The sequence below is a fragment of the Streptomyces sp. NPDC001514 genome, from assembly GCF_053597075.1.
In genome coordinates this window covers 24,414-50,742 of sequence record NZ_JBSFHO010000037.1, presented here as the reverse complement: position 1 = coordinate 50,742, position 26,329 = coordinate 24,414, and the positions used below count along the sequence as shown (strand labels likewise).

General features: G+C 70.9%; 27 protein-coding genes and 1 pseudogene. 11 read left to right on the top strand and 17 right to left on the bottom strand.

Annotation, left to right across the window (positions count from 1 at the left end):
- Positions 1-20 precede the first annotated feature (20 nt).
- Together ACWCXB_RS30595 and ACWCXB_RS30590 are read right to left on the bottom strand one after the other, a co-directional pair.
- Positions 21-569 carry a DoxX family protein gene (locus tag ACWCXB_RS30595; protein ID WP_450726998.1) on the bottom strand — a complete coding sequence of 183 codons (549 nt, stop codon included), beginning with the start codon at positions 567-569 and terminating at the stop codon, positions 21-23.
- 83 nt (positions 570-652) lie between these two features.
- Entirely contained in the window at positions 653-1,816 is a 1,164-nt protein-coding gene (locus ACWCXB_RS30590; protein WP_450726997.1) for an NAD-dependent formate dehydrogenase, read from the bottom strand.
- Positions 1,817-2,240: 424 nt separating this feature from the next.
- Between ACWCXB_RS30590 and thrS the strand changes: the two genes are divergently transcribed.
- Positions 2,241-3,470, top strand: a complete 1,230-nt coding sequence (gene thrS, locus ACWCXB_RS30585) for a threonine--tRNA ligase (protein WP_450726996.1) — start codon at positions 2,241-2,243, stop codon at positions 3,468-3,470.
- Between the two features lie 68 nt (positions 3,471-3,538).
- Here the strand turns inward: thrS and ACWCXB_RS30580 are convergent, their stop codons facing one another.
- The gene (locus ACWCXB_RS30580) at positions 3,539-4,447 is read right to left on the bottom strand and encodes an alpha/beta fold hydrolase (RefSeq protein WP_450726995.1); all 909 of its coding nucleotides are present in this window, start codon (positions 4,445-4,447) and stop codon (positions 3,539-3,541) included.
- A 411-nt stretch (positions 4,448-4,858) separates the two neighbouring features.
- Here ACWCXB_RS30580 and ACWCXB_RS30575 point away from each other — a divergent pair, with 411 nt between their 5' ends.
- Together ACWCXB_RS30575 and ACWCXB_RS30570 are read left to right on the top strand one after the other, a co-directional pair.
- Entirely contained in the window at positions 4,859-5,617 is a 759-nt protein-coding gene (locus ACWCXB_RS30575) for a response regulator (protein ID WP_450726994.1), read from the top strand.
- Positions 5,614-6,729 (top strand): sensor histidine kinase, encoded by a 1,116-nt coding sequence (locus ACWCXB_RS30570; RefSeq protein WP_450726993.1) that lies wholly within the window; start codon positions 5,614-5,616, stop codon positions 6,727-6,729. Before ACWCXB_RS30575 ends, ACWCXB_RS30570 begins: the two co-directional genes overlap by 4 nt.
- 134 nt (positions 6,730-6,863) lie before the next feature.
- Here ACWCXB_RS30570 and ribA read toward each other — a convergent pair whose 3' ends face one another.
- Complete coding sequence (gene ribA, locus ACWCXB_RS30565; RefSeq protein WP_450726992.1) at positions 6,864-7,520, bottom strand: GTP cyclohydrolase II; 657 nt, start codon at positions 7,518-7,520, stop codon at positions 6,864-6,866.
- 120 nt (positions 7,521-7,640) lie between these two features.
- Here ribA and ACWCXB_RS30560 point away from each other — a divergent pair, with 120 nt between their 5' ends.
- Together ACWCXB_RS30560 and ACWCXB_RS30555 are read left to right on the top strand one after the other, a co-directional pair.
- Positions 7,641-8,441, top strand: coding sequence for a creatininase family protein (locus tag ACWCXB_RS30560; RefSeq protein WP_450727043.1), 801 nt, complete (start codon positions 7,641-7,643; stop codon positions 8,439-8,441).
- Positions 8,438-9,352, top strand: coding sequence for a RibD family protein (locus ACWCXB_RS30555; protein WP_450727042.1), 915 nt, complete (start codon positions 8,438-8,440; stop codon positions 9,350-9,352). The genes ACWCXB_RS30560 and ACWCXB_RS30555 overlap by 4 nt, the downstream gene beginning before the upstream one ends.
- Here ACWCXB_RS30555 and ACWCXB_RS30550 read toward each other — a convergent pair.
- From ACWCXB_RS30550 to ACWCXB_RS30530, 5 genes and pseudogenes are all read right to left on the bottom strand, one after another.
- Positions 9,284-10,186 (bottom strand): annotated as a pseudogene (locus ACWCXB_RS30550) (lysylphosphatidylglycerol synthase domain-containing protein); the annotation flags it as partial. The gene ACWCXB_RS30555 and the pseudogene ACWCXB_RS30550 sit on opposite strands and share 69 nt — an antisense overlap.
- A gap of 29 nt (positions 10,187-10,215) precedes the next feature.
- Positions 10,216-11,199 (bottom strand): class I SAM-dependent methyltransferase, encoded by a 984-nt coding sequence (locus ACWCXB_RS30545; protein WP_450726991.1) that lies wholly within the window; start codon positions 11,197-11,199, stop codon positions 10,216-10,218.
- Complete coding sequence (locus ACWCXB_RS30540) at positions 11,196-12,278, bottom strand: glycosyltransferase family 4 protein (protein WP_450727041.1); 1,083 nt, start codon at positions 12,276-12,278, stop codon at positions 11,196-11,198. The genes ACWCXB_RS30545 and ACWCXB_RS30540 overlap by 4 nt, the downstream gene beginning before the upstream one ends.
- 47 nt (positions 12,279-12,325) lie before the next feature.
- Positions 12,326-12,724 carry a 6-pyruvoyl trahydropterin synthase family protein gene (locus ACWCXB_RS30535; protein WP_450726990.1) on the bottom strand — a complete coding sequence of 133 codons (399 nt, stop codon included), beginning with the start codon at positions 12,722-12,724 and terminating at the stop codon, positions 12,326-12,328.
- 103 nt (positions 12,725-12,827) lie between these two features.
- A complete protein-coding gene (locus ACWCXB_RS30530) occupies positions 12,828-13,886 on the bottom strand; it encodes a zinc-dependent alcohol dehydrogenase (RefSeq protein ID WP_450726989.1) in 1,059 nt (352 codons plus the stop codon).
- Positions 13,887-14,000: 114 nt separating this feature from the next.
- On the opposite strand from ACWCXB_RS30530, the gene ACWCXB_RS30525 reads away from it, so the two are divergent.
- Positions 14,001-14,765, top strand: coding sequence for a CDP-alcohol phosphatidyltransferase family protein (locus ACWCXB_RS30525; protein ID WP_450727040.1), 765 nt, complete (start codon positions 14,001-14,003; stop codon positions 14,763-14,765).
- Positions 14,766-14,793: 28 nt separating this feature from the next.
- Here the strand turns inward: ACWCXB_RS30525 and ACWCXB_RS30520 are convergent, their stop codons facing one another.
- The 4 genes from ACWCXB_RS30520 to ACWCXB_RS30505 all read right to left on the bottom strand — a co-directional run bounded on the left by ACWCXB_RS30520 (position 14,794) and on the right by ACWCXB_RS30505 (position 19,184).
- Positions 14,794-16,647, bottom strand: coding sequence for a sulfatase (locus ACWCXB_RS30520; RefSeq protein ID WP_450726988.1), 1,854 nt, complete (start codon positions 16,645-16,647; stop codon positions 14,794-14,796).
- Between the two features lie 263 nt (positions 16,648-16,910).
- Positions 16,911-18,398 (bottom strand): SPFH domain-containing protein, encoded by a 1,488-nt coding sequence (locus ACWCXB_RS30515; protein WP_450726987.1) that lies wholly within the window; start codon positions 18,396-18,398, stop codon positions 16,911-16,913.
- Between the two features lie 142 nt (positions 18,399-18,540).
- The gene (locus tag ACWCXB_RS30510; RefSeq protein WP_450727039.1) at positions 18,541-18,744 is read right to left on the bottom strand and encodes a hypothetical protein; all 204 of its coding nucleotides are present in this window, start codon (positions 18,742-18,744) and stop codon (positions 18,541-18,543) included.
- 101 nt (positions 18,745-18,845) lie between these two features.
- A complete protein-coding gene (locus tag ACWCXB_RS30505; protein ID WP_450726986.1) occupies positions 18,846-19,184 on the bottom strand; it encodes a helix-turn-helix domain-containing protein in 339 nt (112 codons plus the stop codon).
- Positions 19,185-19,626: 442 nt separating this feature from the next.
- Here ACWCXB_RS30505 and ACWCXB_RS30500 point away from each other — a divergent pair, with 442 nt between their 5' ends.
- The gene (locus ACWCXB_RS30500) at positions 19,627-20,001 is read left to right on the top strand and encodes a hypothetical protein (protein ID WP_450726985.1); all 375 of its coding nucleotides are present in this window, start codon (positions 19,627-19,629) and stop codon (positions 19,999-20,001) included.
- A 150-nt stretch (positions 20,002-20,151) separates the two neighbouring features.
- Here the strand turns inward: ACWCXB_RS30500 and ACWCXB_RS30495 are convergent, their stop codons facing one another.
- The 4 genes from ACWCXB_RS30495 to ACWCXB_RS30480 form a co-directional block, all read right to left on the bottom strand.
- Complete coding sequence (locus tag ACWCXB_RS30495; protein ID WP_450726984.1) at positions 20,152-20,460, bottom strand: SCO5918 family protein; 309 nt, start codon at positions 20,458-20,460, stop codon at positions 20,152-20,154.
- 47 nt (positions 20,461-20,507) lie between these two features.
- Complete coding sequence (locus tag ACWCXB_RS30490; protein WP_450726983.1) at positions 20,508-20,906, bottom strand: CBS domain-containing protein; 399 nt, start codon at positions 20,904-20,906, stop codon at positions 20,508-20,510.
- Positions 20,907-21,142: 236 nt separating this feature from the next.
- Positions 21,143-22,660 carry a DEAD/DEAH box helicase gene (locus ACWCXB_RS30485; RefSeq protein ID WP_450726982.1) on the bottom strand — a complete coding sequence of 506 codons (1,518 nt, stop codon included), beginning with the start codon at positions 22,658-22,660 and terminating at the stop codon, positions 21,143-21,145.
- 376 nt (positions 22,661-23,036) lie between these two features.
- Positions 23,037-23,240, bottom strand: a complete 204-nt coding sequence (locus ACWCXB_RS30480; protein ID WP_030224351.1) for a cold-shock protein — start codon at positions 23,238-23,240, stop codon at positions 23,037-23,039.
- Positions 23,241-23,840: 600 nt separating this feature from the next.
- On the opposite strand from ACWCXB_RS30480, the gene crcB (ACWCXB_RS30475) reads away from it, so the two are divergent.
- Genes crcB (ACWCXB_RS30475) through ACWCXB_RS30460 form a run of 4 tightly spaced genes read left to right on the top strand, consistent with a single transcriptional unit; the run spans position 23,841 to position 26,273 of the window.
- On the top strand, positions 23,841-24,329 hold the full coding sequence (crcB, locus tag ACWCXB_RS30475; RefSeq protein ID WP_450726981.1) for a fluoride efflux transporter CrcB: 489 nt from the start codon (positions 23,841-23,843) through the stop codon (positions 24,327-24,329).
- Entirely contained in the window at positions 24,326-24,673 is a 348-nt protein-coding gene (locus tag ACWCXB_RS30470) for a DUF190 domain-containing protein (protein ID WP_450726980.1), read from the top strand. Before crcB (ACWCXB_RS30475) ends, ACWCXB_RS30470 begins: the two co-directional genes overlap by 4 nt.
- On the top strand, positions 24,670-25,044 hold the full coding sequence (crcB, locus tag ACWCXB_RS30465) for a fluoride efflux transporter CrcB (protein WP_450726979.1): 375 nt from the start codon (positions 24,670-24,672) through the stop codon (positions 25,042-25,044). Before ACWCXB_RS30470 ends, crcB (ACWCXB_RS30465) begins: the two co-directional genes overlap by 4 nt.
- Positions 25,041-26,273 (top strand): MFS transporter, encoded by a 1,233-nt coding sequence (locus ACWCXB_RS30460; protein WP_450726978.1) that lies wholly within the window; start codon positions 25,041-25,043, stop codon positions 26,271-26,273. The genes crcB (ACWCXB_RS30465) and ACWCXB_RS30460 overlap by 4 nt, the downstream gene beginning before the upstream one ends.
- Positions 26,274-26,329: the final 56 nt, after the last annotated feature.

Genomic DNA, 26,329 nt, shown 5'->3' with positions numbered 1-26,329 from the left:
CCGGTTGCCGAGCAATGCCGCTACAGCAGCATGACAATGGCTGCCGCGACGCCACCGACGACCAGCGCGAAGCCCGCCGGCCGCCACCCGCCGTCACGCCAGGGGAAGGACCGGTCGAGGGAGAGGCGACCCGGCCCTATGGCGGCAATGGCGAGGGCGGCGACGGCAAGGGTCATGGGGTAGGCGAAGGCGGGGCCGGCGGCGGACCAGAGCGTGAGGTCGGGGGCGACCGCCATGGCGTTGATCATGACTCCGACCACGGCCGCGGCGGCGAGTGGGGTGAGCAGCCCGACGGCCAGGCCCAGGCCCCCGAGGAATTCGGAAACCCCTGTCAGGCCTGCGAAGAAGACGCCGGGCTCGTAGCCGAGTTCGGCGAAGCCCTTGCCCGTGGCCTCCAGGCCCGGCCCTCCGAACCAGCCGAACAGCTTCTGGGCCCCGTGACCTGCCAGGATCAGGCCCACCGCCAGCCGCAGCAGGAGCAGACCGGCATCCGCGGCGCTCACCGGCCCCGGCGCGGGGCCTGCGCCGGGGGCGGCGCGGCCACGGGCACGCTCAGTAGGAAGTCTCATGGGGAAATCCCTCCTGCGACGACGACCGTGCCGGGCCCGGGAGCCGGTCCACCCGGCCCTCCCTCAGTAACCTCGAGGTCGCCTCATCCCGCAACCGTGTAGGAGCGCGCTCCCGTCCCGGCGAGCCCACCGCCGTCGACGATCAGGTACTCCGGGCGGATGGGGCGCCCGTCGAGCCAGCACTCCAGGATCTCCCGGGTACCGGCCGCGTAGCGGGCCTGCGCCGAGAGGGTCGTACCGGACACGTGCGGCGTCATCGCCTCGTACGGCATGGTGCGCCAGGGGTGGTCGGGCGGTGGCGGCTGCGGGTACCAGACGTCACCGGCGTAACCGGCCAGTTGGCCGCTGTTGAGGGCCCGCACCACGGCGTCCCGGTTCACGATGAGCGCGCGTGCGGTGTTGACGATGTACGAGCCGCGCTTCATGACCCCGATCAGCTCGTCGTCGAAGAGGTTCTGCGTCTGCGGATGCAGCGGAGTGTGGATCGACAGCACGTCGACCGAGGAGGCCAGCGAACGGGCGTCGGGGTGATAGGTCAGCTCCAGCTCGTCCTCGACATCCTTGGGCAGCCGGTGCACGTCGCAGTAGTGCAGGGTGACGTCGAACGGCTTGAGGCGGCGCAGTACCGCATGGCCGATACGGCCGGAGCCGAGGACCCCGACGTCCATGCCCTCGAGGTCGTAGGCGCGCGACACACTGTCCGCGATGTTCCAGCCCTTCTTGGCGGTCACCCAGTCATGGGCGGGCATGTAGTTGTGCACCAGGGTGAGGATCTGCATGACGGCGTGCTCGGACACGCTGATGCTGTTGCTGTAGGTCACCTCCGCCACCGTCATCCCGTGGGAGATGGCGCTCGGCAGGTCGACGTGGTCCGACCCGATCCCGGCGGTGATCGCGAGTCTGAGCCGGGGAGCCGCGGCGATCCGCTCAGGGGTCAGATAAGCGGGCCAGAAGGGCTGCGAGATCACCACGTCGGCTTCGGGCAGCTCGTGGTCCAGCGTGGAGTCCGCCCCTTCCTTGTCGGACGTGACGACGAAGGTGTGGCCCCGCTCCTCCAGGAAGCGGCGCAGTCCCAGTTCTCCCGAGACGCAGCCGAGGAGCTGTCCCGGGGTGAAATCGATGGCTTGTGGGGTCGGCGCGGTCTGACCGCCCGGATAGCCGGTGATGGTGGGAATCTCGTCGCGGGCGTACTCGGGTGGATAGCCGCCCACGGGATCCGGATAGAGCACCGCAAGGATCTTTGCCATGGCCGTCCTCCATCGGTGGGGCCACTGCTCCGGAAAACCTGCAGGGCACCGGTGAACGGGTCGGGCACCGATGATCTTGAATTTTAGTCGAGTGTGCGTCGGCGCGGCAAACCTCCGGGGGTGATGGCGGGTGCCGGCTCGGGGCGCGGGCGAGCGCGGGCTCGGGGCGCGGGCGAGCGTGGGCTCGGGGTGGCGGCGCGGGCTCGGGGCTTCCCGATCCTGTCGCACCGGAAATCCGCTCGTGCGCGCACCGGGTGCGGCTGTACGGTCGCCGGTATGAAGCGTGCCGCTGTGAGTCTGACGACGACGCCGGAGAGTGTCCCGGCGCGCTGACAGCTGACTTTGTCCGAAGCCCCGGGGCGAGTGCCCCGGGGCTTCGCCGTGTGGTCACTCGTCCCGACCCGACGTCCACGAGGAGACCACGATGCACGACCACCGCAAGCTCGGCCGCGAACTGGACCTGTTCGACACCGATCCGCTGATGGGCGCGGGGCTGCCGTACTGGCTGCCTGACGGCGCCGCCGTGCGGCACGCCCTGGAGGAGTACGTCCGCGGCGCCGAGCGCCGGGCGGGATACCGGCACGTGTACTCGCCCGTGCTGGGCAAGCGCGAGCTGTACGAGATCTCCGGGCACTGGTCCCACTACAGCGAGGACATGTTCCCCCCGATGGACCTGGGGGGAGAGCAGGTCGTCCTGCGGCCGAGCCTGTGCCCCCACCATGCACTGATCTACCGCTCCCGGGCCCACAGCTACCGCGAACTGCCCCTGCGGATGGCCGAGCTGGGCGGCATGTACCGCTCCGAGCTGTCCGGTGTGCTCGGCGGACTGACCCGCGTACGGGCGATCCAGCTCAACGACGCGCACATCTTCTGCACCCCGGACCAGGCGGTCGACGAGGCGCGGGCGGCGCTGGAGTTGATCCGCCGCGCCTACGAGGCCCTCGGTATCCGCGCTGCCCGCTACCGGCTCTCGCTCCCCGGGCCGGGCGGCAAGTACGTCGCCGACCCCGCGATGTGGCAACGGGCCGGCGCGCTGCTCCGCGAGGTCCTCGACGATTCCGGCGTGCCCTACGAGGCCGTCGAGGGGGAGGCCGCCTTCTACGGGCCCAAGATCGACGTTCAGATCGCCGACGGCGCGGGCCGCGAGGCCACCTTGTCCACCGTCCAGGTCGACTTCCACCAGCCCGAGCAGTTCGATCTCCACTACATCGGCCCCGACGGTGCCAAACACCGGCCCGTCATGGTCCACCGCAGCATCATCGGCAGCGTGGAGAGGGCCGTCGCGCACCTCATCGAGGTCCACGGCGGCGCCTTCCCCGCCTGGCTGGCCCCCACCCAGCTGGTCGTTCTCCCGGTCTCCGACGCCGAGATGGGCCAGGCTGCCGGGCTGGTGCGCCGCTGTGTCGACCAGGGGCTACGAGCCGAGATCGCCGGACCGGACCACGGCACCCTGGGTGCCCGCATCCGTGCCGCGCGGCTCGTTCCCTACCAGGCGGTCATCGGCGCCAAGGAGGCAGCGGGTGACCACGTCGCCGTACGTCTGCGCGACGGACGCCGCCTGGACTCCATGCCCGCCGACGCGTTCCTGGCTCGCATCGGCGCTCTTGTGGGCGCACACAGCACCGATCTGTGGGACGGCGACGTGGCGGGGTGACGGGCCCGTCCGAACCGCTTCGACCGGCGGCATGGCCGAAGCGGTTCGACCGTCCGCGTCTCCCGTTGTCACCCTCCGACGGCGACCGGGGTTCCCGTGCGGACCGGGGTTCCCCTGCGGACCGGGGTTCCCGCGCGGACCGGGGTTCCCGTGCGCCGGACAGTGCGGCGACAGGTCTGGACGGTGAGGTGGTGTGAGGCGAGGAAGGCCCACATGGCGGGCGCCATCGTCTGCGCCAGGTCGTCTGCGGTGCGCAGGTCGCCGGAGAGGGTGAGCTTGGCGAGGTGCCCGTGGGGGAGGGCGCGGGCGATCTCCTCGGCCGAGGTCCCCGGACGGCTCTGGCCGCTTCCGGGAACGATCAGTGTCGGTACCGGGATGGAGGCGAGGTCGGCGACGCTGGTGAAGGCCCGGTCCCGGCCGATCGCGCAGGCGGCGGCGATGCTTGCGGGGTCCGAGCGGGTCATGGCGTCACGGACCAGAGTCCTGATCACCGGCGCGAGATCGGGCAGGACGGCCTTCCAGGCGGCGTCGATCCCCTCCTGCATGACGCGCGCGGCGAAGCTTTCCATCATCGCCGTCTCGGGCTCCTTGGCGGCGTGCTCGATGTCGTCGACATCGATGACGACCGCGGCCCGGATGCGCTGCGGGTGCTCCGCGGCCGCGCGGAGTGTGATGGTGCCGCCCAGGCCCGTGCCGCCCAGCGCTGCCGTGCCGAGGCCCAGATGGCCGAGGAGCGCCGCGACGTCGTCGGCGTACTGCGCCCACGTGTGCCGAGCGGGGTCGGTGCACACCGAGCGTCCGTAACCGCGGACATCCGGCAGGACGACGGTGTAACTTTCCGCGAGCCGGCGGGCCAGCGGCACGAGACTGTGGTGATCCGGGCCCCCGTCGTGCAGGAGGATCAGGGCCGGTCCTGTCCCGAGCATGGCGGCATGCAGGGAGCATCCGTCGCTGCCGTGGTAGCTGAACGTGTCCATGAGCCATCCAGGGGTGGTTGACCGCCCGGTCATCTGATCAGGCGGGCGGGGGTGGTGGCGGCATACAGCGGGTAATCCATCGGTCCGCGCCCCCGGAGCATGGGGCCGGCGCCGGGAGTGGAGCATGCCCTGCCCGGCGCGGACGGCGAATCCGACACCAGTCCCGTGTCATGTGCTCAGCGTCGGGGAAGCTGTCGGTTACAACCATCCGGCAGTTGTCCGGAACCGCCCCCGCCGACCGGCTGGCGCGATCCCGCCGCTCGGCCGGATCCGGCGTCGGGCAGAGCGGCGGCAGAGCGCGGCAGAGCCTCGGCAGAGCGTCCGGCAGCGCAGGGCGTCCCTCGGCACACGGCAGGGCGTCCGTCGGCGTGGTACGAATCGGAGAGTGGTCCGACGGCGAGTGGAGCACACGTGATCCGGGTAATGGTGGTCGACGACGAGGCCCTGATCCGTACGGGCTTCCAGCGCATCCTCGACGCGGCGGACGACATCGAGGTCGTCGCGGCGGTACCCGGCGGCCAGGCGGTCCCGGCGGCCCGGGAGACCCGACCCGACCTCGTACTGCTGGACATCCGGATGCCCGATGTGGACGGGCTCACCGTCCTGGCCGGCCTCCTCCGGCTGCCGGACCCTCCGGTGGTGGCCATGCTCACGACGTTCGACATGGACGAGTACGTGGCTGCGGCTCTTCGCTCGGGCGCCGCCGGCTTCCTGCTCAAGGACACCGACCCCGAGGAGCTGCCCTTCCTGGTGCGGGCCCTGGCCGACGGCGGCACCGTACTGTCGTCCAAGGTCACCCGGACGGTCGTGGACGGTTACCTGGAGGCCGGCCCCCAGGAACCCGCGGCCCGCAGCCTCTGCCGGCTCACCGACCGCGAGCGTGCCGTGCTCGTCCTCGTCGCCGAGGGGCTGTCCAACGCCGACATCGCGGCGCGGATGCACCTGAGCACGGGCACGGTCAAGGACCATGTGAGCGCCATCCTCACCAAGCTGGAGGTGAGCGGCCGCGTCCAGGCCGCCCTGCTCGCCGAACGGGCCGGCCTTCTCAAGCCGTCGCAGGACCAGCAGCATCAGCAGGACCAGCAGCAGTGCCTGCAGGACCAGCAGCATCAGCAGTGCCTGCAGGACCAGCTGCCTCAGCAGCCCCAGCAGCACGAGGAGGAGGAATGACTCCCCGCCGCATACCCGTCCCGCTGCTGGACGCAGCCCTCATCGCAGCCTCGCTGCTCGACTTCTGGGTGCATTTCGAGGCCGACGAGCCGCTGCGCATGGCCTGCGGCTTCGGCGCCGCCTTCGCTCTTCTGCTGCGCCGTCGCCTGCCGCTGCTGACCTTCCTGCTCACCCTGCCGGCCGTCCTGCTCACCGACGCGATCTTCGCCGGTCTGGCCGCGCTGTACACACTCGCCTCGCTCTCCCGTAATCGCGTCCTGCTGGTCGTCTGCGCCTTGGCGTTCACGATCAGTCGCATCACCTCGTGGCCGTCACCCGAGTTCGACCTGTTGGACACCTCGACCTTGATCGCTCTCGCCTACACGGCGACGACGGCTGCCGCTCCCGTCTTCCTCGGCCAGCTCGTCCAGGCCCGGCGCGATCTGTCGCTGCGGCTCGCCGAGATCTCCGAGGCGCGTGACCACGAGCGGATGCTGACCGCCCAGAGCGTGCTGGCCAGGGAGCGCGCACAGCTCGCCCGGGAGATGCACGACGTGGTCTCCCACCAGGTCAGCCTGATCGCGGTGCGGGCCGGAGCGCTCCAGGTCGGGACCCAGGACGCCGAGGTCAAGGAAGCCGCGGCCACGATCCGGCGGCTGAGCGTGCAGACCCTGGACGAGCTACGGCACATGGTCAGCGTCCTGCGCGCCTCCGGCGGCCGCCCCACGGAGCTGATCCCGCAGCCGTCGCTGGCCGACCTCCCGCGGCTGGTCAGCGGCAGCGGCATCGAGGCCGAGCTGCAGAACGACCTGCCCGACGGCCTTCCGCAGACCGTCCAGCGCGCGATCTACCGCACCGTCCAGGAAGCGCTGACCAACGTACGCAAGCACGCCCCCGGCGCCACTGCGGCGGTCCGCATCCGCCGCGCGGACGACACCGTCCGTGTCACGGTCGTCAACACCGCGCCGACCCAGCCCGCGCTTCCCCTGCCCAGCGCGCACTACGGCCTGGTCGGCCTGCGCCAGCGCGCCGCGCTCCTCGGCGGCACCGTCACCTCCGGCCCGACTGCCGACGGCGGCTACGAGCTCCGCCTGGAACTTCCGGCCGGCGGTGTGCCGTTCAATCAGAGTTGACGCCCGAGGCCGCCGCGGATCGGCTGCTGCGATGTCCGACCTACGCATCGAACAGCCGCACGGCGACGAACTCCATGCGCCCGGCCCGGAGGCCGTCGCGGTCGCGCACGGTGATCAGGCGAATCGCCCGCGCTTCAGGGCCGGTCGGACGCGGGGTCCAGGTGCGGAAGGTGATGGCCGAGGCGTTCCCGTTTGGTCCGCAGGTACGAGATGTTCTCTTCGCGCGGCGGTATCAGCAGCGGAACCTCTTCGGTGACTTTGATGCCGTGCTGCAGCAGCGCGTCACGCTTTCGCGGGTTGTTCGACAGCAGCCGTACGGATCGCACGCCGAGGTCGTGCAGGATGTCCGCCGCAACCCGGTAGTCGCGGGCGTCGTCCGGGAGCCCGAGCGCGAGATTCGCCTCGACCGTGTCCAGGCCCTCCGCCTGGAGCTGCATCGCCTGAAGCTTGGCCAACAGGCCGATCCCCCGCCCCTCGTGGCCCTGGAGATAGACGAGAACGCCGCGCCCCTCGCTCACGATGGTGCGCAACGCCGCGGACAACTGGTCTCCGCACTCGCAGTGCTTGGATCCGAAGGCATCTCCTGTCAGACACTCGGAATGAACGCGGGTGAGCGTTCCGTCACCCTCGATATCGCCGTGCACCAAAGCAATTTGTTCATCGCCGCGAATGTGGTCCAGGTAGCCGACAGCGAGAAAATCACCGTGCTCGGTGGACAGTCGGACATTTGCCACCCGTTCGACGCCTGATGAACGAGCACTCTCACGGTGTGCGCCATCGGTATCTGTCATGGTCGGATCATATCGGGTAGCCTCTGGCGGCGGAATAAAAATTTCGAGAGAGCGTCAACTGTTCTGTTGGGTCGGGGACGTTCGGCCGGCCGGCGCACCACGAAACGAGGAGTCGGAAAGATGAGTGGCCCGCATGTGCGACTCCCGGAAGCGGGCCTGTTGCCGCTCGGCACGACGACGGAGGATGTGAGGGCCGGGCAGGCCGGTGTGGCCGTCCTTCCCATCGGCAGCTTCGAGCAACACGGGCCGTTCCTCCCCCTGATGACGGACACGGTCATAGCCTGCGCCATCGCCCGGGAGGTCGCCGCCGCGTATCCGGTGCACCTTCTCCCTCCCGTGACGATCTCCTGCTCGCACGAGCACGCCGCCTGGCCGGGAACCGTCAGCATTTCCGCCACGACCCTCTGTGCCGTCGTACGGGACATCGCCGGATCCCTCCGCCGTTCCGGTATCAACAGCCTGGTGCTGATCAACGGGCACGGTGGAAACTACGTACTGCGCAACGTGGTTCAGGAGTCGGCCGGCAGTGGCACTCGTATGGCGCTTTTCCCGGGCCCGGCCGACTGGAGTGCGGCGAGGGACAGAGCCGGGGTGCAGACGTCGTCGTACAGCGATATGCACGCGGGGGAAATGGAGACGTCCATACTGCTGCACGACCGACCAGAACTGGTCCGGCCCGGTTATGAGACCTCCGATTTTCTCGCCGACGACCGGCAGCATTTTCTGACTCTGGGTATGCGCGCCTATACGGAATCCGGTGTGGTCGGCCGCCCGTCGATGGCATCGGCCGGGAAGGGTAAGGAATTGCTGGCCGGTCTCGTCGATTCCTTCGCGGAATACTTCGCACTCATGGCCTCGGCGGAGCCGCCGGACCCGGCAGACCCCCGGCAGCCTGCCGACGACCGGCGGGAGACGAGGTGACCGGCCGCGCCGCCGAGCACCGTGCCGGCACGCTCGACGCATCGGGAGCCTGGGAGCGGCTGCGCGGCGTCCGGTCCGAGGCGGACGCCGAGGCCGCCGGGCTGCTCCGGGGCGCGGACGGCCGGCGTCGGTGGCAGGACGCCTCGCCCGAGGCCGATGTCCTCGCGGACCGTTATCTGTCGCTCTGCCTGGCCGGTCCGCGCTTCACGTTCGCGCAGTTGGGGCAGAGTCTGGACGGCTTCATCGCCACCCGTAAGGGCGACGCCGACTATGTCACCGGCGAGGAGGACCGCGAGCATCTGCACCGTCTGCGCGCGCTCGCCGACGCGGTGGTCGTCGGGGCCGGCACCGCCGTCGCGGACGATCCCCGGCTGACGGTCCGTGCCTGCACCGGTGTGAACCCGGTGCGCGTCGTCCTCGACCCGCACCGCCGGGTGCCGCCGCAGCGCCGGGTGTTCACCGACGGGGAGGCACCGACCCTGTGGGTGGTGGGCGCCGACAGCGAGCACGGGCAGACCGCCGCGGACATGGACGGCGTCCACGGCGTCGACGTACTGGTCCTGCCCGACAGCGCCGCGTTCGCCCCCCGCCGCCTGGTGTGGGAACTCGCGCGACGCGGACTGGGCCGCGTGCTCGTCGAGGGCGGCGGCGTCACCGTGTCGCGCTTCCTCCACGCACGTGCCCTGCACCGGCTCTACGTCACCGTGGCACCGGTCCTGCTCGGCGACGGCATCCCGGGGCTCGGCTTCCCCGGTCCGGAGCTGATGCGGGACGCGCTCCGTCCGCCGACGCGACGCGCTTTCCTCGGCGAGGACACCCTCTTCGAACTCGACCTGCGGACGGCGCATTCCGGCGAACCATCGTGTGACGAGGACCCCGGCGCCGGGCAGGCTCGCGGCGAAGGCGAGTAGTCCGTACACCACGGCGACGGTCAGCCCCTGGGCGGCGCCCAGGCCCGCGGCTCCGAAGGCCCAGGTGACGACGCCCTCACGGGGCCCCCAGCCGCCGATGTTCAGCGGCAGCGCCATGGTGAGCAGCGCCAGCACCATCAGGGGCAGCAACTCGGCTGCCGGCGCCTTCGATCCCGCGGCCCGGGCGGCGAGCAGGAACATCCCGAGATGCCCCGCCAGCACCACCACGGACGAGACCAGCACCCCCGGCCAGGTCCCACGGGCGAGCAGTCCGAGGCGCGCCTCGGCCAGCGTGGCGCGGACCGCGGAGCGCCGGCGCGAGGTGTCCGGCCTTCTGCGGAGCCGGACGGCGCCGACGATCACAAGAGCGCACAGCACGGCGAGGGCCGCCACGGCCGCCGGCGTCGTGGCGGCGTGGCCGGCCTCCGCCAGCGGGGCGGAGGGGTGCGTGATCAGGAGCGTCACGCCGACCGCGGCAAGTACCGCCTGCCCCGCGACCCGTTCGAGGACGACCGCACGGACGCCCCGGCCGACGTCACCAGTGCTCTGCCCGTGGCGTACCCCGCGGTGCACGTCGCCCAGGACGCCGCCGGGCAGCGCCGCGTTCAGGAACAGGGCGCGGTAGTAGTCGGCGACGGCCCGGCCGAGCGGCAGCCGGATGCTCAGTCCCCGGGACACCAGGCACCAGCGCCACGCGCTGAACACGGTGGTGAGCAGGCCGAGGCCGAGCGCGGCCAGGAGGGTGGGGCCGTCGATCCCGCTCAGCCCGTCCAGGAAGGCGCCGGTGCCCTGCCACCACAGCACCGCCGCGAGGACGGCCGCCCCGGCGACCATGCCGAGGCGGGACCGGACCGCCCGCAGGATCACGAGGTGCCGCCCGTCCGCCGGGGCACGGCCAGCAGATCGCTGTGGTGCACCACCACCCGCAACTCGCCTGCCCGGCAGGCCGCGAGGCGGCGCCGCAGATACGCGTCGGCACGGGGCGCGAGGTCCGGTCGCTGTTCATGAGCGGCGCCGACCCAGCCCCGTAGCCACTCCGCCGCCAGCGCGGAGGCGTCGGCGCCCGGGTCCGGATCGTCAGGGCCCGCGGGGACCCGGGAAACAGCGGAGACCCGGGAAACAGGGGAGACGGGGGACACCCGGGAAACAGGGTCGAGCCGCCACGGGCTGGCCTGCACCCGCACGGTCATGCCATGGCGGGCGAAGGCCACGGAGGCCGCGGCGACGGCGTCGGGTCCGAGGAGCCGGCGGCCGTGATCCACGCGGCGCTGGTGGGCGTTGAACGCGTCGGAGATCTCCGTGTCCATCGGGTCGGCCGGGGTGAGGTCGACCCGTCCCACCACCGAGAGCGCCAGCAGTGCCGGGCAGTCTGCCCCGGCGCAGGCCGCGACGAGTCCGTCCAGCTCGTCGCGAGTGAGCAGATCCAGCAGGGCGGAGGCCGTCACCAGCGAGGTGCCGGAGAGGTCGTCCTCGGTCAGGCGGGTGAGGTCACCGCGTTCCGTCGTGACGGTGATGCGGCTGCCGTCGGCGGCGGTACGGGGCATTCGCGCGGCGGCCAGAGCGAGCAGGTCGGGATCGTGGTCGTGCAGGATCCAGTGCTGGGGGCCCGGCAGCCGGGGGGCGAGCCAGCGTCCCATGGAGCCGGTGCCGCAGCCGAGGTCGCGGATCACCACTCCCATGTCCCGCCGCGCCGGATCCGCCGGATCCGCCGGATCCGCCGGGTCCGCGCGGTGCGCCACGCGCTGTCGCAGCGGTTCGAGGAGTTCCGATGCGCGCGCGGCGGCGTCGGCGCCCTCCCGCAGCGCCAGCCACTCCGGGGCGTAGCGAGGTCGATCGGTCACACTCACATGGCCTCCCGGGGTTCCTGCCGGAGTTGTTCCAGAGCCCTGGCCAGGCTCCGCGAGGTCGTCTCCCAGCCGGCCAGGGCGGTGCGCCGGCGTCGCGCGGCCACCTTCGAACGATGGCGTTCGCCGGGCTCACTCAGCCAGCGGCGCAGGGCAGCGGTGAGTGCCGCCGGGTCATCCGGCGGCACGAGGACGCCCGGCACGCTGCCGTCCGGCGCGCGCCCGACCGCCTCCGGGAGTCCGCCGACGGCCGTCGCCAGTACGGGAACGCCGCGTGCGAGCGCCTCGGTCGCGGCCATGCCGTACGTCTCGGCGCGCGAGGCGAGCACCAGGAGGTCGGCCGCGGCGTAGCTCGCGTTCAACTCGGGGCCGGTCCGCGGGCCGGTCACGTGCACCCGGTCGTCGAGGCCGTACTTCCCGATCAGCTCCCGGAGCCGGGCGACGTAATCGGGATCCTGGCCCAGTCCGCCGACGAGAGAGCAGCTCCACGGCAGGTCGGCGACGTCCGCGAGAGCCGACACCAACTGGTCCTGCCCCTTGCGCGGGGTCACCGAGGCGACGCACAGCAGGCGCGGGGGGCTGCCGACGGCGGACGCAGTGCCGGATGCCAGTGGGGCGATGTCGGCTCCGGGGACGGCGACATGGACCCGGCCGGGGTCGAGCACGTGGTGCTCGACGAGCCTGCCGGCCGCCCAGCCGCTGGTGGCGACGACCGTCGCCACGGCCCGCAGCGTCCTGCGCTCCGCCGCGTCCAGAGCCGCCGCCGGGCCCGGGGCGAGTCCCGTCTCGTCACCCAGCGGAAGGTGCACCAGCACCGCCAGGCGCAGCCGTTCGGCCTCGGGGGCGATGCTGTCGGGGACGCCGCAGGCGACGATTCCGTCGAGGAGGACGAGGCTGCCGTCCGGCGACTCCCGCAGGATCCGGGCCAGTTCCGCGCGCGCGGCGGCCCGGGGCTGCGGCCAGTCGCCCGCGACGGCGTGCTCGTGGACCTGCCAGCCGAGGCGGGGCAGGTCCCGGCACACCCTGCGGTCGTACGTGTTGCCGCCACTCGGCGCGGCCGGATCGTCGACGTCACCAGGCATCACCACGCGCACCGAGCGCTCGGGCGTGGTGGTGGCTGCCACCCGGCTCACAGAGCCCGCTCGTAACTCGCCCACGCGATGTGCGATTCGTGCAGGGTGACCGTGATGCCGGTCAGCCCGCGGGCGCCCTCGCCCAGGGCCCCGGCGTGCACCCGGTCGGCCAGACGGTCGGCAATGACCTTGGCGAGGTACTCCGTGGAGGTGTTGATGCCGGAGAACGCGGATTCGTCGTCGAGGTTGCGGTAGTTGAACTCACCTACCACGCTCCCCAGTTCACCGGTCGCCAGGCCGATGTCGACGACGATGTTGTCGGCGTCCAGCTCGGGACGGCGGAAGGTGGCGTCCACGAGGTACGTCGCGCCGTGCAGACGTTGCGCGGGTCCGAAGACCTCCCCGCGGAAGCTGTGAGCGATCATGAGGTGCTCGCGGACGGTGACGCTGAACAACGGCTGTGACCTCCCGGTCCGACGTATCCGGCCGCTGGCGGCCCTTGCCCCTCAGTACGGCCGCAGCTTGCCGCACGTTCAAAACATCCAGGTCGTTCCGAGGTCAGGCGGAGTCCCCGGCGGCGTGGCCGTCGTACTCGACGCTGTGCTCGACGTCGTGCTCGATGCTGTGCTCGACGTCGTTCTCGACGTTGTACACAACGCGGTGGCACAGCCCGGGAAGGTCGCCGGCGGCGATCCTGGCCAGCACCGACGGCAGCTCCTCGAAGGCGCACTCGCCGCTGATCAGCGCGTCGAAGGCGGGGTCGGCCAGCAGATCGAGCGAGAGCGCGAGCCGGTCGGCGAAGGTCCGTCGGGAGCGCCGGGCCTCGGACACCCTCCCCACCTGGCTGGCCCGCAGGACCAGTCGACCGGAGTGGAAGGCCTCACCCAGCGGCAGGCTGATCCGCCGGTCGCCGTACCAGCTCAGTTCCAGGACCGTACCCTCCGGGGCGAGGAGCTCCAGTGAGCGTGCGAGCCCGGCCTCGGTGGCGCTGGCGTGGACCGCGAGGTCGCAGTCGCCCAAGGCGTCCTCGGGCAGCGCGAAATCGACGCCCAGCGCCTCGGCGACGGCGGCACGGGCGGGCTCGGCATCGACCAGCTGGACCCGGACGCCGGGGTACCGGGCGAGAAGAGCGGCGACGGAGCAGCCGATCATGCCGGCTCCGACGACGGCGATCCGGTCGCCGATCAGCGGTGCCGCGTCCCACAGGGCGTTCACCGCGGTCTCCACCGTGCCGGCCAGTACGGCCCGCTCCGCGGGTACGGTGTCCGGCACCGGGGTCACGGCACTCGCCGGGACGACGTACCGGCTCTGGTGCGGGTAGAGGCAGAAGACCGTGCGGCCGACGAGGTGCCGCGGCCCTTCCTCGACGAGACCGACGTTGAGATAGCCGTACTTGACCGGCCCGGGGAAGTCGCCGTCCTGGAACGGCGCCCGCATCGCGGAGTACTGGCTCTCCGGTACGCCGCCGCGGAAGACGAGACTCTCCGTGCCACGGCTCACCCCGGAGAAGAGCGTGCGCACCACGACGTCGTCGTCGGACGGCGCCGGCAGAGGAACCTCGCGGATCTCGCCGTGACCTGGGGAGTTGAGCCAGAAAGCGCGTGCGGCGCGCTCCATCTGAGTCCTCCTGCTGAACGCTCGGGTGACGGTTTACGTTCTGACAATCACGAGGCCGCGCACACCGTACGCGGCGCTCATCGACTCTGTCACACGGCTGGAGGAAGGTGCCTGCTGGCCATGAGCGTCACGTACGAAACCCGGCTGCTGCGCCCGGAGACGACCGCGGGGGCGGTCGCGCAGACACTCCTGCTGGTCCTTCTGGGCACGGCCGCCGGCCTGGGCCCCGCGGGATGGCTCACAGGTCTGGTGTTCACGGTTGCCACCTGGGGTGTGCTCACACGCGCCCTGCACCGGTCGTGGCTCAGGACCAGGCCCTTCGGTCCCGCCAACGCCGTGACCCTGGCCCGGACGACGCTCGTCGGGTGTGTGACCGCGCTGGTCGCGGATTCCTTCACGAGCCGCCCCCCGGTCACGATCCTGGTCGCCCTCACCACGGCGGCGCTGGTCCTTGACGCCGTCGACGGCCAGGTGGCCCGGCGCACCGGGACGGAGTCCCCCTTGGGGGCACGCTTCGACATGGAAGTCGACGCCTTCCTCATCCTGGTGCTCAGCGTCCACGTCGCCATGTCGATGGGTGCGTGGGTGCTCCTGATCGGCACCATGCGCTACGCCTTCGTCCTGGCGGCCCGGGTGCTGCCGTGGCTGCACGGGCCGCTTCCCCCGAGCACGGCCCGCAAGACGGTGGCCGCGCTGCAGGGGATCGTCCTCCTCGTGGCCGGCGCCGGGATCATCCCGCGCGTGCCCGCATACGGGGCGGTCCTCGTGGCGTTGGCGCTGCTCGTCTGGTCCTTCGGGCGTGACATCAGATGGCTGTGGCGCGTCAGGGTCCGTGAGAACGCCGCGGTGGTCCGGGACGCGACCTACGGGAGGGTCTGACCCGCCCCACCTGGTCCGGAGCCGCCGGTCAACGGCCCGACGTGGACGGGACGGTGCCGGGCTGCGGACCGTAGGCGGTCAGGAAGCGGTCGCGGAAGGCGTCCATCGGCCAGACCGGAGCTTTCGGGCCGGGCTTCAGGCCGTCCTGCCAGCTCCAGCCGGAGATCCGCTCCAGCACGGCCGGGTCGCGGGCGATGATGGCGATCGGTACGTCGCGGCCGAGTTTGCCGGCGGTGACGGTCGAAACGGGCTGATGGTCGCCGAGGAAGACGAGGACGGTGTCGTCGTCGCCGTACTTCTCCACGTAGGAGATGAGGCTGTTCAGCGAGTACTCGATGGCACGCCGGTACTCGGTGCGCACCTGGTCGGGGTCCTGCCACACATCCTTGGGGTCCTTGCCGGCCTCCTTGATCGAGTCGTAGACCGAGCCGTCGCCGACCTCGTCCCAGCCGATCAGCGTGGGTATGGGCGCCCAGGGGTTGTGGCTGGAGGTGAGAATGATCTCCGCCATCATGGGCTTGCGGCCCTTCTTGCCGTGCTCCAGGCGCTCGAAGGCCGCCAGGCTGTACTGGTCGGGTACGGGTGTCCAGCTGAACTTCGGGCCCTGGTACCCCAGCTGCCGCGAGTCGTAGACGTTGTCGAGCCCGTAGAACGTCCCCTCGGGCCAGGACCGGGTGACGCCCGGCATGATGCCGACGGTCCGCCAGGCGCCCGTGTGCTGGAAGGCGCTGGTGAGGGTCAGACGGTCGCTCGAGGTGAGGTCCCGGTAGCGCTGCTGGTTGTTGATCCACAGGCCGGACGCGAAGGTGGAATGGGCCAGCCAGCTGCCGCCGCCGTAGGTCGGGGAGGTGAGGAAGGCGCTCCGGGAGGAGAACCCGGCCGCGCGCAGCCGCCTGGTCCCGTCCGCGAGCACCGCGCCGACCTGAGAGGCCATCTGCGGGTCCTCGACCGCGCTGCGGCCGTAGCTCTCGACGAAGGTGAAGATGACGTCCTTGCCGCGCAGCCCGGTCAGCAGCCGGTCCGCCGGGGTGTCGCGGAAGGCGTCGACGGAGGACTCCTCGGTGAACGCCTGCCTGTCCTTCAGGCCCGCTCTCACCTGCCGCGCACGGCTCTGGACGAATCCGGCCGTGCTGCTGGACGCGACCGGCACGTCGGCTATCTGCACGCCGAGCGCCGCACAGGTGACCCAGACGGTCCCGAGTACGAGAGTGCCCCGGGTCGCCGCGACGCTGTGCCGGACCACGAGGTGGCTCAGCCGGACGACTGCCAGTGCCGTGAGGACGAGCAGGACGAGGACGAGGACCACGACCCCGATCACGGCACCGATCGCACCGGCCCGGCCTATGGAGTCCCTGAGGAATGCCACGCCGTCGTCGAGCAGGACCCAGTCGAGCACCAGGTCGAACGGCCGGAAGAAGGTCGAGTGGAAGCCCATGTCCAGGAACTTCAGGACGGTCAGCAGGCCCAGGCCCACCCCGCCGAGCACCGCCACCACCCGCCTCATGCGCGGCCGCAGGACGAGCAGCACGGCGACGCCGAAAATCCCCTCCACCGGGATGCGTGCGTATGCGCTGGGCCCAAGGCGGGTGGGGTCGTTCGGCAGGAGCAGGGCGCCGAGCACCAGCACGGCGGCCAGGGCGGTCTTCCCCCGCGCCACGGCCCGGGCCAGTGCCGATTGCTCGCCCTGCCGTCCGCCGACGACGGCCTCGCCCGGACAGCCGGCGGCGGCCTCGCCCGGATCGCCGGAGGCGGCTCCATCTGCGGTGGCGTCCGCACCGGGGTCGGAGCCTTGAACCGCGGAGGTTTCCGTGGCCGTGACCGTGGCGTTGGCATTCAGCAGTTGACGAGAGCGCGTCCTCAGCGACACCGGAGGTCCTTCCATGCGAAGCCCGATGGTGCACGGCGGACCGGGCCGGGGAGGCCGGTGCCGTCGTTATGCGTACGCCTCGTCGGTGACTTCTGTTCAAGCACCGGGGAGCTGCATGGCACGCGGAGGGTGCGGACCTTCCCAACGGGGCTGTACAGCAACGAAGCCCCAGGCCATGGCCTGGGGCTTCCGGTGTCGCACGGAGCGGATGACAGGACGCGACCCATGCTTCATGCCTGTGGCGGAAGCCGGGCGCCCTGCCGTCGGAGCGCGGGGGCTCAGTCCTTGACGCCCTCCTCCGTGATCGAGATCGGCTGCGATGCCGGCGAGGGCACGGTCGGGGCCTGCGCGCCCCGCACGTGGCCGTTCTGGTTCATCGAGGCCAGCAGCTGGCGCGCGAGACCGAGCCCGGTGCCGCCCATCGTGAGGGCCTTGGCGAACATCTCCGACATGCCCTCGGCGCCGTTGAGCAGCACCATGTGCTCCACATTGGCGAAGGCACCCGCACCGGCTTCCACGATCTCCGGCCAGTTCTCGGCGAGTTGCTGGGCGACGACGGCCTCCTGGTTCTCCGCGAGCGCCGCCGCACGCGCCTTGATCGCCGTGGCCTCGGCCAGGCCCTTGGCCTTCGCCGACTCGGCCTCCGCGAGCCCTCTGGCCTGCGTCGCCGCCGCCTCGGCCTCACCGGTTGCGCGGGTCGCCGTCGCGGCCGCGGCCCCGCGCGCCTCGGTGGCCTGGGCCTCGGCGGCCGCGGCCGTCTTCACCCGGGTCGCCTCGGCGGCCGCAGCGAGTTCCGTCTCCTTCGCCTTGGCCTGCGCGGCCGAGATACGGGCGTCACGCTCGGCCTCGGCCAGCGTCCGCTTCTCGTACGCCTTCGCATCCGCCGGCTTGCGCACGTCCGCCTGCAGCTGCTGCTCGCGGCGCTGCGCCTCCAGCTCGGCGACCCGGGTCTCCTGAACCACGACCTCCTGCCGGGCCGCCGCGTCCGCGAGCGGGCCCGCCTGCCGGGCGGCGGCAGCCGCCTTGTCCCGCTCGGCCTGGTAGCCGGCCTGAAGGATCTCGCTGTCGCGGGTCGCCTCCGACATCCGGGCGAAGGCGGCCTGCTCGGCCTCCGTCGCCAGCCGGTTCGCCTCGGCCTGCGCGATCCGCGCGTCCCGCTGCACCGCCGCGGCGTGCGGCATGGCGAGGTTCTTGATGTATCCGGTCGGGTCCTCGATCTCGTGGATCTGCAGCGAGTCGACGATCAGGCCGAGCTTCTCCATCTCGGTCCCGCATGCCGCCCGGGTCTGGCCGGTGAGCTTCTCCCGGTCGCGGATCATGTCCTCGACCGTCAACCCGCCCACGATGGAGCGAAGATGGCCGGCGAAGACGATGTGCACCCGCTCCGGCATCATCCTCTGCTGGTCCAGGAAACGGCGTGCGGCGTTGGCGATCGACACGAAGTCGTCCCCGACCTTGAAGATGACGACGCCTTTGACCCGCAGGGGAATGCCCTGGTGGGTCACACAGTCCACGGACAGTTCTGTCTCGTTGAGGTCCAGCGACAGCTTCCGGACCGCCTGCACGCCGGGCAGTACGAAGGTTCCGCGCCCGGTGACGATACGGAACCCCATGCCCTCGCCAAGACCCTCGGTCTTGTGCCTGGAACCGGAGATGACGAGTGCTTCGTTCGGTTCGGCCACCCGCCACATGAGCTTGAACAGGCCGACCAGAACGATGACGGCGGCGAGAACCACTCCCGCCACGGTGCCGATGACCATCGGCATGCGCCCCCTTAGTACGGTGCCGTTCGGCACCTGTGAGGGGAGTGTGCGCCCGGGCGACTTCCGGGTGAAGACGCTGACGGACCCTTGTCGAAATCTTGATACGCGCGGGCGAAACCCATGGCCAAATGAGCTGAAGCCACGCTCAGTTGTCGTACGCGGCCGTCACGTACACCGTGCGCGGAGGCAGATACTCCACGATCATCACCACGGTGCCGGTCTCGAGCCGTTCGTTCCCGATCGCGGGGTAGGCCAGGAAGTGCTCCGCCCCGCCCCGGATCTTCACGATGACTTCGCCCACCAGCCCCGGCCCCACCGTCCCGGTCACTCGGCCGGACAGCCCCACCATGTCCTCACCCATGTCCGGAGGGTAACGGCGATGGGCCGGATGTGGGCGAGGGGCCGGACAATGCTCTCCGGCTCCAGCCGGACCTCTGTGCCCGGACGGGCTCACTGGGTGTCGTCGTGCTGTTCGGCTGCGGCGCGGCGGAACTCCGCGTTGATGCGCTGAGCTTCCTCGAGCTGGTCCTCGAGGATGACGATGCGGCAGGCGGCCTCGACCGGCATGCCCTGGTCGACGAGTTCGCGGGCGCGGGCGGCGATCCGTAGTTGGTAGCGGGAGTACCGGCGGTGTCCGCCCTCCGAGCGGAGCGGGGTGATGAGGCGGGCCTCACCGATGGCGCGGAGAAAACCGGGAGTGGTGCCGAGCATCTCGGCGGCCCGTCCCATGGTGTACGCGGGGTAGTCGTCGTCGTCCAGGCGGCCACTGAGCGGAGTGTCTGCTGTCATTCTCACCTCGTTGTGCAACGCGTCGAGGGGCCCTGGCGCCATACAGCACCAAGGCCCCGAAGGAAATTGAACACCATCTGTCGGCCCTACTGCGGTGCCGACCTTCTGTTTTCCGCTACCCCACCCGGGAGAGGGTGGGAGTGCGGGGATCGCGAATGCGTGACCGGGGACCACCTTCCATTCCGGGGTCGTACGGCACCCGGGCCGAATCTTCCCTGCCCGGGCGATCCCGATGGCGTCTGCTTCCTCCGTTCTTCACCTGAGTCAACCAATTACCGAATCAGTACCGATGAGTACTGTTACCCGCCAGTTCGATTCTGCCGGGTCTCGTTTCACTGCGTCTACAAGAGAAACCTTAACCGCGCGACGGCCCAATGTCTGCTTTGGCGAGCACAGATTTTTACGTGTCCGCCGGCCGGACCGACGCATAGAATCGGCTGTCATGTCGAACGCTGACGAACTGCTCGTCGATGTCGCCGCCATGGTGGAGTCCGAGCAGAGCAATCAGATGTCCCTGACCGTGGTCATCGGCGGCGCTGTCATCACCGGACGGCTGGCTCCCGAAGCCGTGTGGAGGCAGCGTGTGTCGGAGGTCCTGAGGGACTCGGACCGCCTCGGCCCGTTCTCCGGCGTTTTCACCGCCGACCGGACGCAGGACCGGCCCGACCCCGGCAAGCCGCCCACGCATCTGCACTTCCACGTCGCCCGGATCCTGCAAGGCAGCATCGGGATCCCGGAGACGGGCGGGATGTACCGGGTCGCGATCGAGGATGTCAGCGGCTGGACCGTTGGCGACTTCAGCTACTCCGACCGCTGAGCCCCGGTGACCGGATCCGTGGCGGGCCAGGGAGGTGCTGTCAGGTGCTGTGTCTCGTCGACCGGAGGCCGAACGCGACGAGGGCTCGGCCGGCGCGCGCCGGCCGAGCCCTCATCACTGTCCTGCCCCGGCTTTCGCCCGACCCTTCGGTTACACGGGCGTGGGGTTGCCGAGCAGTGCCGACGCCTTCTCGAGCGGAGTGAGGGCGGGCGCCGGTGAGGCCTCGGGCAGGGCACGGCACGTGAAGCCGAGACGGGTCATGGCCCTGATGACTTCGCCGGCGGTGAAGTCGCGACGGTCCTGGCGGGTGATGACTTCGCCCACTTGCTTCACGGGGTAATGGCGGCGGCCGATGATCACGGACTCACCCGTCACCGGCTCGGGCTTGACGCCCTTCATCGACGCCATCACCCCGCTCTTGGACAGGTCGAACGGGAAACGGGCGATGACGCAGCGCATGGTGCCTCACAGGTAGAGGGAGAGGGGTCCGACCGGGGGAAGGCGGATCAGCGTGAGAGGGTGAGAACGCCCACGGCACAGCCGTGCTCGTCGACGACGGGCGAGGCCCCGAGCTGCCGGTACCGCATCGCGTGCTCGGCCTCGACCACCGTGGTCACGGGCGAGGTGAACGGTCCGGTGTCGCCGACGACGTCCCGCAGACGGACCCGGTCCGTATAGGCGGAGCTGTCGCGGACGAGGGCGAGCTGGGCCTGAGTGATCAGGCCCGTGCACCGGCCGTCCTCGTCACAGACGAGCAGGTGCCCGGAGCGGGCGCCGGCCATGACGGACAAGGCCACCTCCACGGTCATGTCGTCCCAGACCTGCGGTCCGGGCGCGTCCATGGCGTCGACCACAGTCCGGCCGGCGGAATCCGCCTGGCGCGGCTGCATCTGAACCAGCGTCAAAGTGCCTCCTGCTGAAATGGGTCGGCGTCCTGATCACGAAGGGTTCCAGGCCCTGTCCACCTAGGTCCTGTCCGGCCGATCTTGCCGGGCTCGCGTGCCCTGGTGCCGCACCTCGCTGCGTTGTCGTCGGTCACCGACGCTCCGCGTCGATTTCCTCCTCCGCCTTGCGATGTACGGCACCAGACCCCGCTCACTGATCCGGCCTGATCGACCGGACAGGACCTAGCCGGACACCCCTAGGCCGCCGCGTCGAAGGCGGACTGCCGCTGAGCCGTGCGGCGCGGCGACTGGCCGGTGCGGCGGTTCCTGGCGGTACGGCTGCGCCCGCCACGAGAGGCGGGGGCGCTGCGCTTGGGGCGCTCGGCCGCCGGTGCCGTGATGACGACCGGGATGCCCGACGGGGTTTGCGCGCCGGTGATGCGGCTCAGTTCGGCCTCACCCGAGCGGACCTGTGTGGTCCGTGGGCTGATCCCGGCGTCCGACATGAGACGGACCATGTCGCGGCGCTGGTCGGGTGTGACCAGGGTGACGACGAGGCCGGACTCGCCGGCGCGGGCCGTGCGGCCCCCACGGTGGAGGTAGTCCTTGTGGTCGCTGGGCGGGTCCACGTTGACCACCAGGTCGAGGTTGTCGACGTGGATCCCGCGCGCCGCGACGTTGGTCGCCACCAGCACCGTCACATGCCCCGTCTTGAACTGGGCCAGGGTCCGGGTGCGCTGCGGCTGCGACTTTCCACCGTGCAGCGCGGCGGCCCGTACACCGCTGTTGAGCAGGTGGCGGGTGAGCTGGTCGACGGCGTGCTTGGTGTCCAGGAACATGATCACCCGGCCGTCCCGCGCCGCGATCTCGGTCGTCGCCCGGTGCTTGTCCGCGCCGTGCACATGGAGCACGTGGTGCTCCATCGTGGTGACCGCACCCGCGGCCGGGTCGACGGAGTGGACCACCGGGTCGGTCAGGTACCGGCGGACCAGAAGGTCGACGTTGCGGTCCAGGGTGGCCGAGAACAGCATCCGCTGACCCTCCGGACGCACCTGGTCCAGCAGGGCCGTGACCTGCGGCATGAAGCCCATGTCGGCCATCTGGTCGGCCTCGTCCAGGACCGTGATGCCGACCTGGTCCAGGCGGCAGTCGCCCCGCTCGATGAGGTCCTTCAGCCGGCCCGGCGTCGCGACGACGACCTCCGCCCCACCGCGCAGCGCACCGGCCTGCCTGCCGAGCGACATCCCACCGACCACCGTGGCCAGCCGCAGCTGCACGGAGCGGGCGTACGGAGTGAGCGCATCGGTGACCTGCTGTGCCAGCTCCCGGGTGGGTACCAGCACCAGGGCCAGCGGCTGCCGGGGCTCGGCTCGTCGGCCGGCCGTACGGGCCAGCAGCGCCAGGCCGAAGGCGAGGGTCTTGCCGGATCCGGTGCGCCCGCGGCCGAGTACGTCACGGCCCGCGAGGGAGTTCGGCAGGGTCGCCGCCTGGATCGGGAACGGTACGGTCACGCCTTCGGCGACGAGCCCGGCCAGCAACTGCGCGGGCATGTCGAGATCGGCGAACGCCTCGACGGCGGGGAGCGCGGGAGTGATCGTTTCCGGCAGGGCGAACTCCCCCTGCCGTGCGGCGGGGCGGCGCCCGTGGCCACCCGAACGGCTCGGAGCACCGGAGCGGCTGGAGGCCGGGGCACCCCAGCGGCTGCCGCCCTTTCCGGAGCGGGAACCGCCGGTGCGGGTGCGGGCGAAACGGTCGTTCGTACGTGTGCGGTTCATGCAGAACCTTCCTCGATGCGGCACGTATCAAGGAATTCCTGCGGCAATGAGCAGCACAGAGAATCGCGAGAACGGGCCAAAACAAATGCGAAAGCGGATCTGGCGGCCGGCGGGAAATACGCACGGGCAGAGGCGCTGAAACAGGTGACGCGATCCGGGCCGGAGAGGCCGGGGCGTCGCGTGTGGGAAGCTCTGACGGATCTGCGTCCGGAGCCTTGAGTGGAGCATCCGCCGTACGGTGCGATCGCGCAACCCTCGGAATCATGCCGACGGTGAAAGCGCCACGGTGTGACGGCGGGGCTGAGTCCTGAAGTGCAACGAGCTGGGGCCCGCACCCCAAGGTGCGGGCCCCAGCTGTGGACTGTGCGCGTCAGCTTCAGGCGGGAACGATGTTCTCGGCCGTCGGGCCCTTCTGGCCCTGCGCGATGTCGAAGCTCACCTTCTGGCCTTCCTGCAGCTCGCGGAAGCCCTGGGCGGCGATGTTCGAGTAGTGGGCGAACACGTCAGCGCCGCCACCGTCCTGCTCGATGAAGCCGAAACCCTTTTCCGCGTTGAACCACTTCACGGTGCCAGTAGCCATATGTCAAATCTCCTTCGGGGCAGTGCCCGGAGTCCGCACTGTGCGGAGTCCGTGTCGCCGCGATGATTGCCCCGCCCGGAAAATGACCGGAAATACAAAAGCACTCCCATCGGCGCGAAAGGCCGGTAGGGGCACTTGAAGTCTTGGGAACCACAACTGCAACTGATATCGACAGTAGCACGGCGCGATCGGATGTGCACGGCGGATAATTACGCTCCGTCTGTCGGTTCAGAAAACTTGATCGCGCATCGCATCGATTTCTCACTTCATGAGCACAGATATTGGTCCGCCCGGAACGCAGCGTTTACGCGAAGGGGGTTCTGTCGCCTCACCTCCTGGGCATGGGCCCGCGCGGCAGGCGCGCCCGTTCAGGCCGTCGCCCTTCCCGTCGTGCCGAGGGCCACAAGACCCTTCGCCCCATGCTGTACACAGCCGCGCTTGGAAACGGAGCGGCCGCTAGGCTGGGACGAGCGGTGCTTCGAAGGCGTCGCGCGGCGGTGGGGCCCGCCGTACCCGAACCGCGGCGAGGATGCCGCCAACGGTCCCTACTTGCGACGAAGTGCGCCTGGATGCCGGTGCCCTGCGAGTAGGAGATGCGTGGTGGGGAGTTCTGAGGCCCAGGTGGTGGACGACCTCAGTGATGATCCCGGAGTCGGGGATCGCGTACCCGCCTGGTGGCGCGCGTTGTTGCGCGGGCAGGGCCCGGTCGTGTGTGCCGTCGCGCTGGGGGGCGGCGTGGGGGCGTCGGCACGGTACGGGGCGTCGCTGATCTGGCCGACCGCGGCGGGCGGCTTCCCGTGGACGACGCTGGCCGTGAACGTGGTCGGGTGTGCGGTGATCGGTGTGTTCATGGTGGTGATCTCCGAAGTGTGGGCTGCGCACCGGCTGGTGCGGCCGTTCTTCGGCACCGGTGTGCTCGGCGGGTTCACCACGTTCTCCACGTACGCCGCCGATATACAGCATCTGGTGGACCGTGGTGAGGCGCGTACGGGTCTTGCGTATCTGGCAATGACGCTGGTGGCGGCGCTGACCGCGGTGTGGACGGCCGTGTCGCTGACGCGCCGCGTACTGGCGTGGAGGCAGGCATGACACGGCTGACGGGCTCGGCCCTGCGGGTGACGATCTTCATCGGGGAGAACGACGTGTGGCACCACAAGCCGGTGTACACGGAGATCGTGCACCGGGCGCGTGCGGCGGGGCTGGCGGGCGCGAGCGTCTTCCGCGGGATCGAGGGTTTCGGGGCGTCGTCGCTGATCCATACGCAGCGGCTGCTGTCGTTGAGCGAGGACCTGCCGGTGGCGATCGTGATCGTGGATGACGAGGAGCGTGTCCGCGCCTTCCTGCCCCAGCTCGACGAGCTGGTCGCGGAGGGCCTGGTGATCCTGGACGAGTGCGAGGTCATCCGCTACGTGGGCCGGGGGAGGGACAAGTGAACTGGCTGCTGGTGATCGTGGGTGCGATGGTCGGGGCGCCCTTGCGTTTCCTGACCGACCGGGCCGTTCAGGCCGGGCACGACACCGTCTTCCCCTGGGGGACCTTCGCGGTGAACGTGGTGGGGTCGTTGGTGCTGGGGCTGGTGACCGGGGCGGTGACGGCCGGGGCCGCCTCGTCCGAGGTGCAGCTGCTGGTGGGGACCGGGCTGTGCGGGGCGCTGACGACGTACTCCACGTTCTCCTACGAGACGCTGCGGCTGGCCGAGGACGGCGCGAAGTTCTACGCGGCGGTCAACGTGGTGGCCAGTGTGGTGGCCGCGCTGGGCGCGGTGTTCGTCGGCGTCGCGTTCGCCGAGGCGTTGTGGGCATGAGCCGGACCCGTACGGAGGCCGAGGTCTCCGGGACCGGAGCGGTGGGGATGCGGCCGTGGCGGTTCGTGCTCTGGTTCGGCACGGTCAGCCTGCTGGCGGACTTCGTGTACGAGGGTGCGCGGTCGATCACGGGGCCTTTGCTGGCGTCGCTGGGCGCCTCGGCGGTGGTGGTCGGGGTGGTGACGGGCGCGGGTGAGGCGGCGGCGCTGGTGCTCCGGCTCGGTTCGGGGCCGCTGGCGGACCGTACGGGCCGGTTCTGGGCGTGGGCGATCGCCGGGTACGCGCTGACGGTGGTGAGTGTGCCGCTGCTGGGTGTGGCCGGGGTGCTGTGGGTGGCGTGTGCGCTGGTGATCGCCGAGCGGGTCGGCAAGGCGGTGCGCAGCCCGGCCAAGGACACCCTCCTCTCGCACGCGACGGCGGCGACCGGGCGAGGGCGCGGGTTCGCCGCGCACGAGGCGATGGACCAGATCGGGGCGCTGCTGGGCCCCTTGACGGTGGCCGGCGTCCTCGCGCTGACCGGGGACGCGTACGGACCGGCGCTCGGAGTGCTGGCCGTGCCCGGGGCGGCGGTGCTGGTGTTGCTGGTATGGCTGCGCAGACGGGTGCCTGATACGGCCGCGTACGAGCGGGCCATGGTGCCCACGCCTGTTGCTGCTGCGTCGGCGGACGGCCTTGGTGAGGCGAGGCGGCTGCCGCGCGCGTTCTGGGTGTACGCCATCTTCACCGCGGCGACCATGACCGGCTTCGCCACCTTCGGCATCCTCTCCTACCACCTTGTCGAACGCGGCCTGGTCTCCACGGCCGCGGTGCCGGTGCTGTACGCGGCCGCGATGGGCGTCGACGCCGTCGCGGCCCTGGCGACAGGCTGGTGCTACGACCGCGTCGGGCCGCGGGTCCTCGTGGTGCTGCCGCTCCTCGCCGCCGCCGTCCCGGCCCTGGCGTTCACGAACCGCCTCGCACTGGTGGTGGCCGGATCACTGGTGTGGGGTGCGGCCATGGGCGTCCAGGAATCGACGCTGCGCGCCACGGTGGCCGACCTGGTGCCGCTGGAGCGGCGAGCCACCGCATACGGCCTGTTCGCGGCGGTCGTCGGAGGGGCGGCCTTCGCCGGGGGCGCTCTGACCGGGGCTCTGTACGCGTACTCGATCCCGGTGCTGGTCACGGTGGTGGCCGCGATCCAGGCCGGCGCCCTGGTCCTGCTCGCCGTCCTGCGCGTCCCCCGCGGATGACCCTCCGGGCTCTTCGCGTGGAGCGGCGCCGCCGACGGGAATCCGGGTGGACGGCC

Bases quoted from the DNA above. Each gene is read 5' to 3' on its own strand.
- ACWCXB_RS30595 (WP_450726998.1), bottom strand. From the start codon at position 569: ATGAGACTTCCTACTGAGCGTGCCCGTGGCCGCGCCGCCCCCGGCGCA.
- ACWCXB_RS30590 (WP_450726997.1), bottom strand. From the start codon at position 1,816: ATGGCAAAGATCCTTGCGGTGCTCTATCCGGATCCCGTGGGCGGCTAT.
- thrS (WP_450726996.1), top strand. From the start codon at position 2,241: ATGCACGACCACCGCAAGCTCGGCCGCGAACTGGACCTGTTCGACACC.
- ACWCXB_RS30580 (WP_450726995.1), bottom strand. From the start codon at position 4,447: ATGGACACGTTCAGCTACCACGGCAGCGACGGATGCTCCCTGCATGCC.
- ACWCXB_RS30570 (WP_450726993.1), top strand. From the start codon at position 5,614: ATGACTCCCCGCCGCATACCCGTCCCGCTGCTGGACGCAGCCCTCATC.
- ribA (WP_450726992.1), bottom strand. From the start codon at position 7,520: ATGACAGATACCGATGGCGCACACCGTGAGAGTGCTCGTTCATCAGGC.
- ACWCXB_RS30560 (WP_450727043.1), top strand. From the start codon at position 7,641: ATGAGTGGCCCGCATGTGCGACTCCCGGAAGCGGGCCTGTTGCCGCTC.
- ACWCXB_RS30540 (WP_450727041.1), bottom strand. From the start codon at position 12,278: ATGCCTGGTGACGTCGACGATCCGGCCGCGCCGAGTGGCGGCAACACG.
- ACWCXB_RS30530 (WP_450726989.1), bottom strand. From the start codon at position 13,886: ATGGAGCGCGCCGCACGCGCTTTCTGGCTCAACTCCCCAGGTCACGGC.
- ACWCXB_RS30520 (WP_450726988.1), bottom strand. From the start codon at position 16,647: ATGGAAGGACCTCCGGTGTCGCTGAGGACGCGCTCTCGTCAACTGCTG.
- ACWCXB_RS30515 (WP_450726987.1), bottom strand. From the start codon at position 18,398: ATGCCGATGGTCATCGGCACCGTGGCGGGAGTGGTTCTCGCCGCCGTC.
- ACWCXB_RS30510 (WP_450727039.1), bottom strand. From the start codon at position 18,744: ATGGTGGGGCTGTCCGGCCGAGTGACCGGGACGGTGGGGCCGGGGCTG.
- ACWCXB_RS30505 (WP_450726986.1), bottom strand. From the start codon at position 19,184: ATGACAGCAGACACTCCGCTCAGTGGCCGCCTGGACGACGACGACTAC.
- ACWCXB_RS30500 (WP_450726985.1), top strand. From the start codon at position 19,627: ATGTCGAACGCTGACGAACTGCTCGTCGATGTCGCCGCCATGGTGGAG.
- ACWCXB_RS30495 (WP_450726984.1), bottom strand. From the start codon at position 20,460: ATGCGCTGCGTCATCGCCCGTTTCCCGTTCGACCTGTCCAAGAGCGGG.
- ACWCXB_RS30485 (WP_450726982.1), bottom strand. From the start codon at position 22,660: ATGAACCGCACACGTACGAACGACCGTTTCGCCCGCACCCGCACCGGC.
- ACWCXB_RS30480 (WP_030224351.1), bottom strand. From the start codon at position 23,240: ATGGCTACTGGCACCGTGAAGTGGTTCAACGCGGAAAAGGGTTTCGGC.
- ACWCXB_RS30470 (WP_450726980.1), top strand. From the start codon at position 24,326: ATGACACGGCTGACGGGCTCGGCCCTGCGGGTGACGATCTTCATCGGG.
- ACWCXB_RS30460 (WP_450726978.1), top strand. From the start codon at position 25,041: ATGAGCCGGACCCGTACGGAGGCCGAGGTCTCCGGGACCGGAGCGGTG.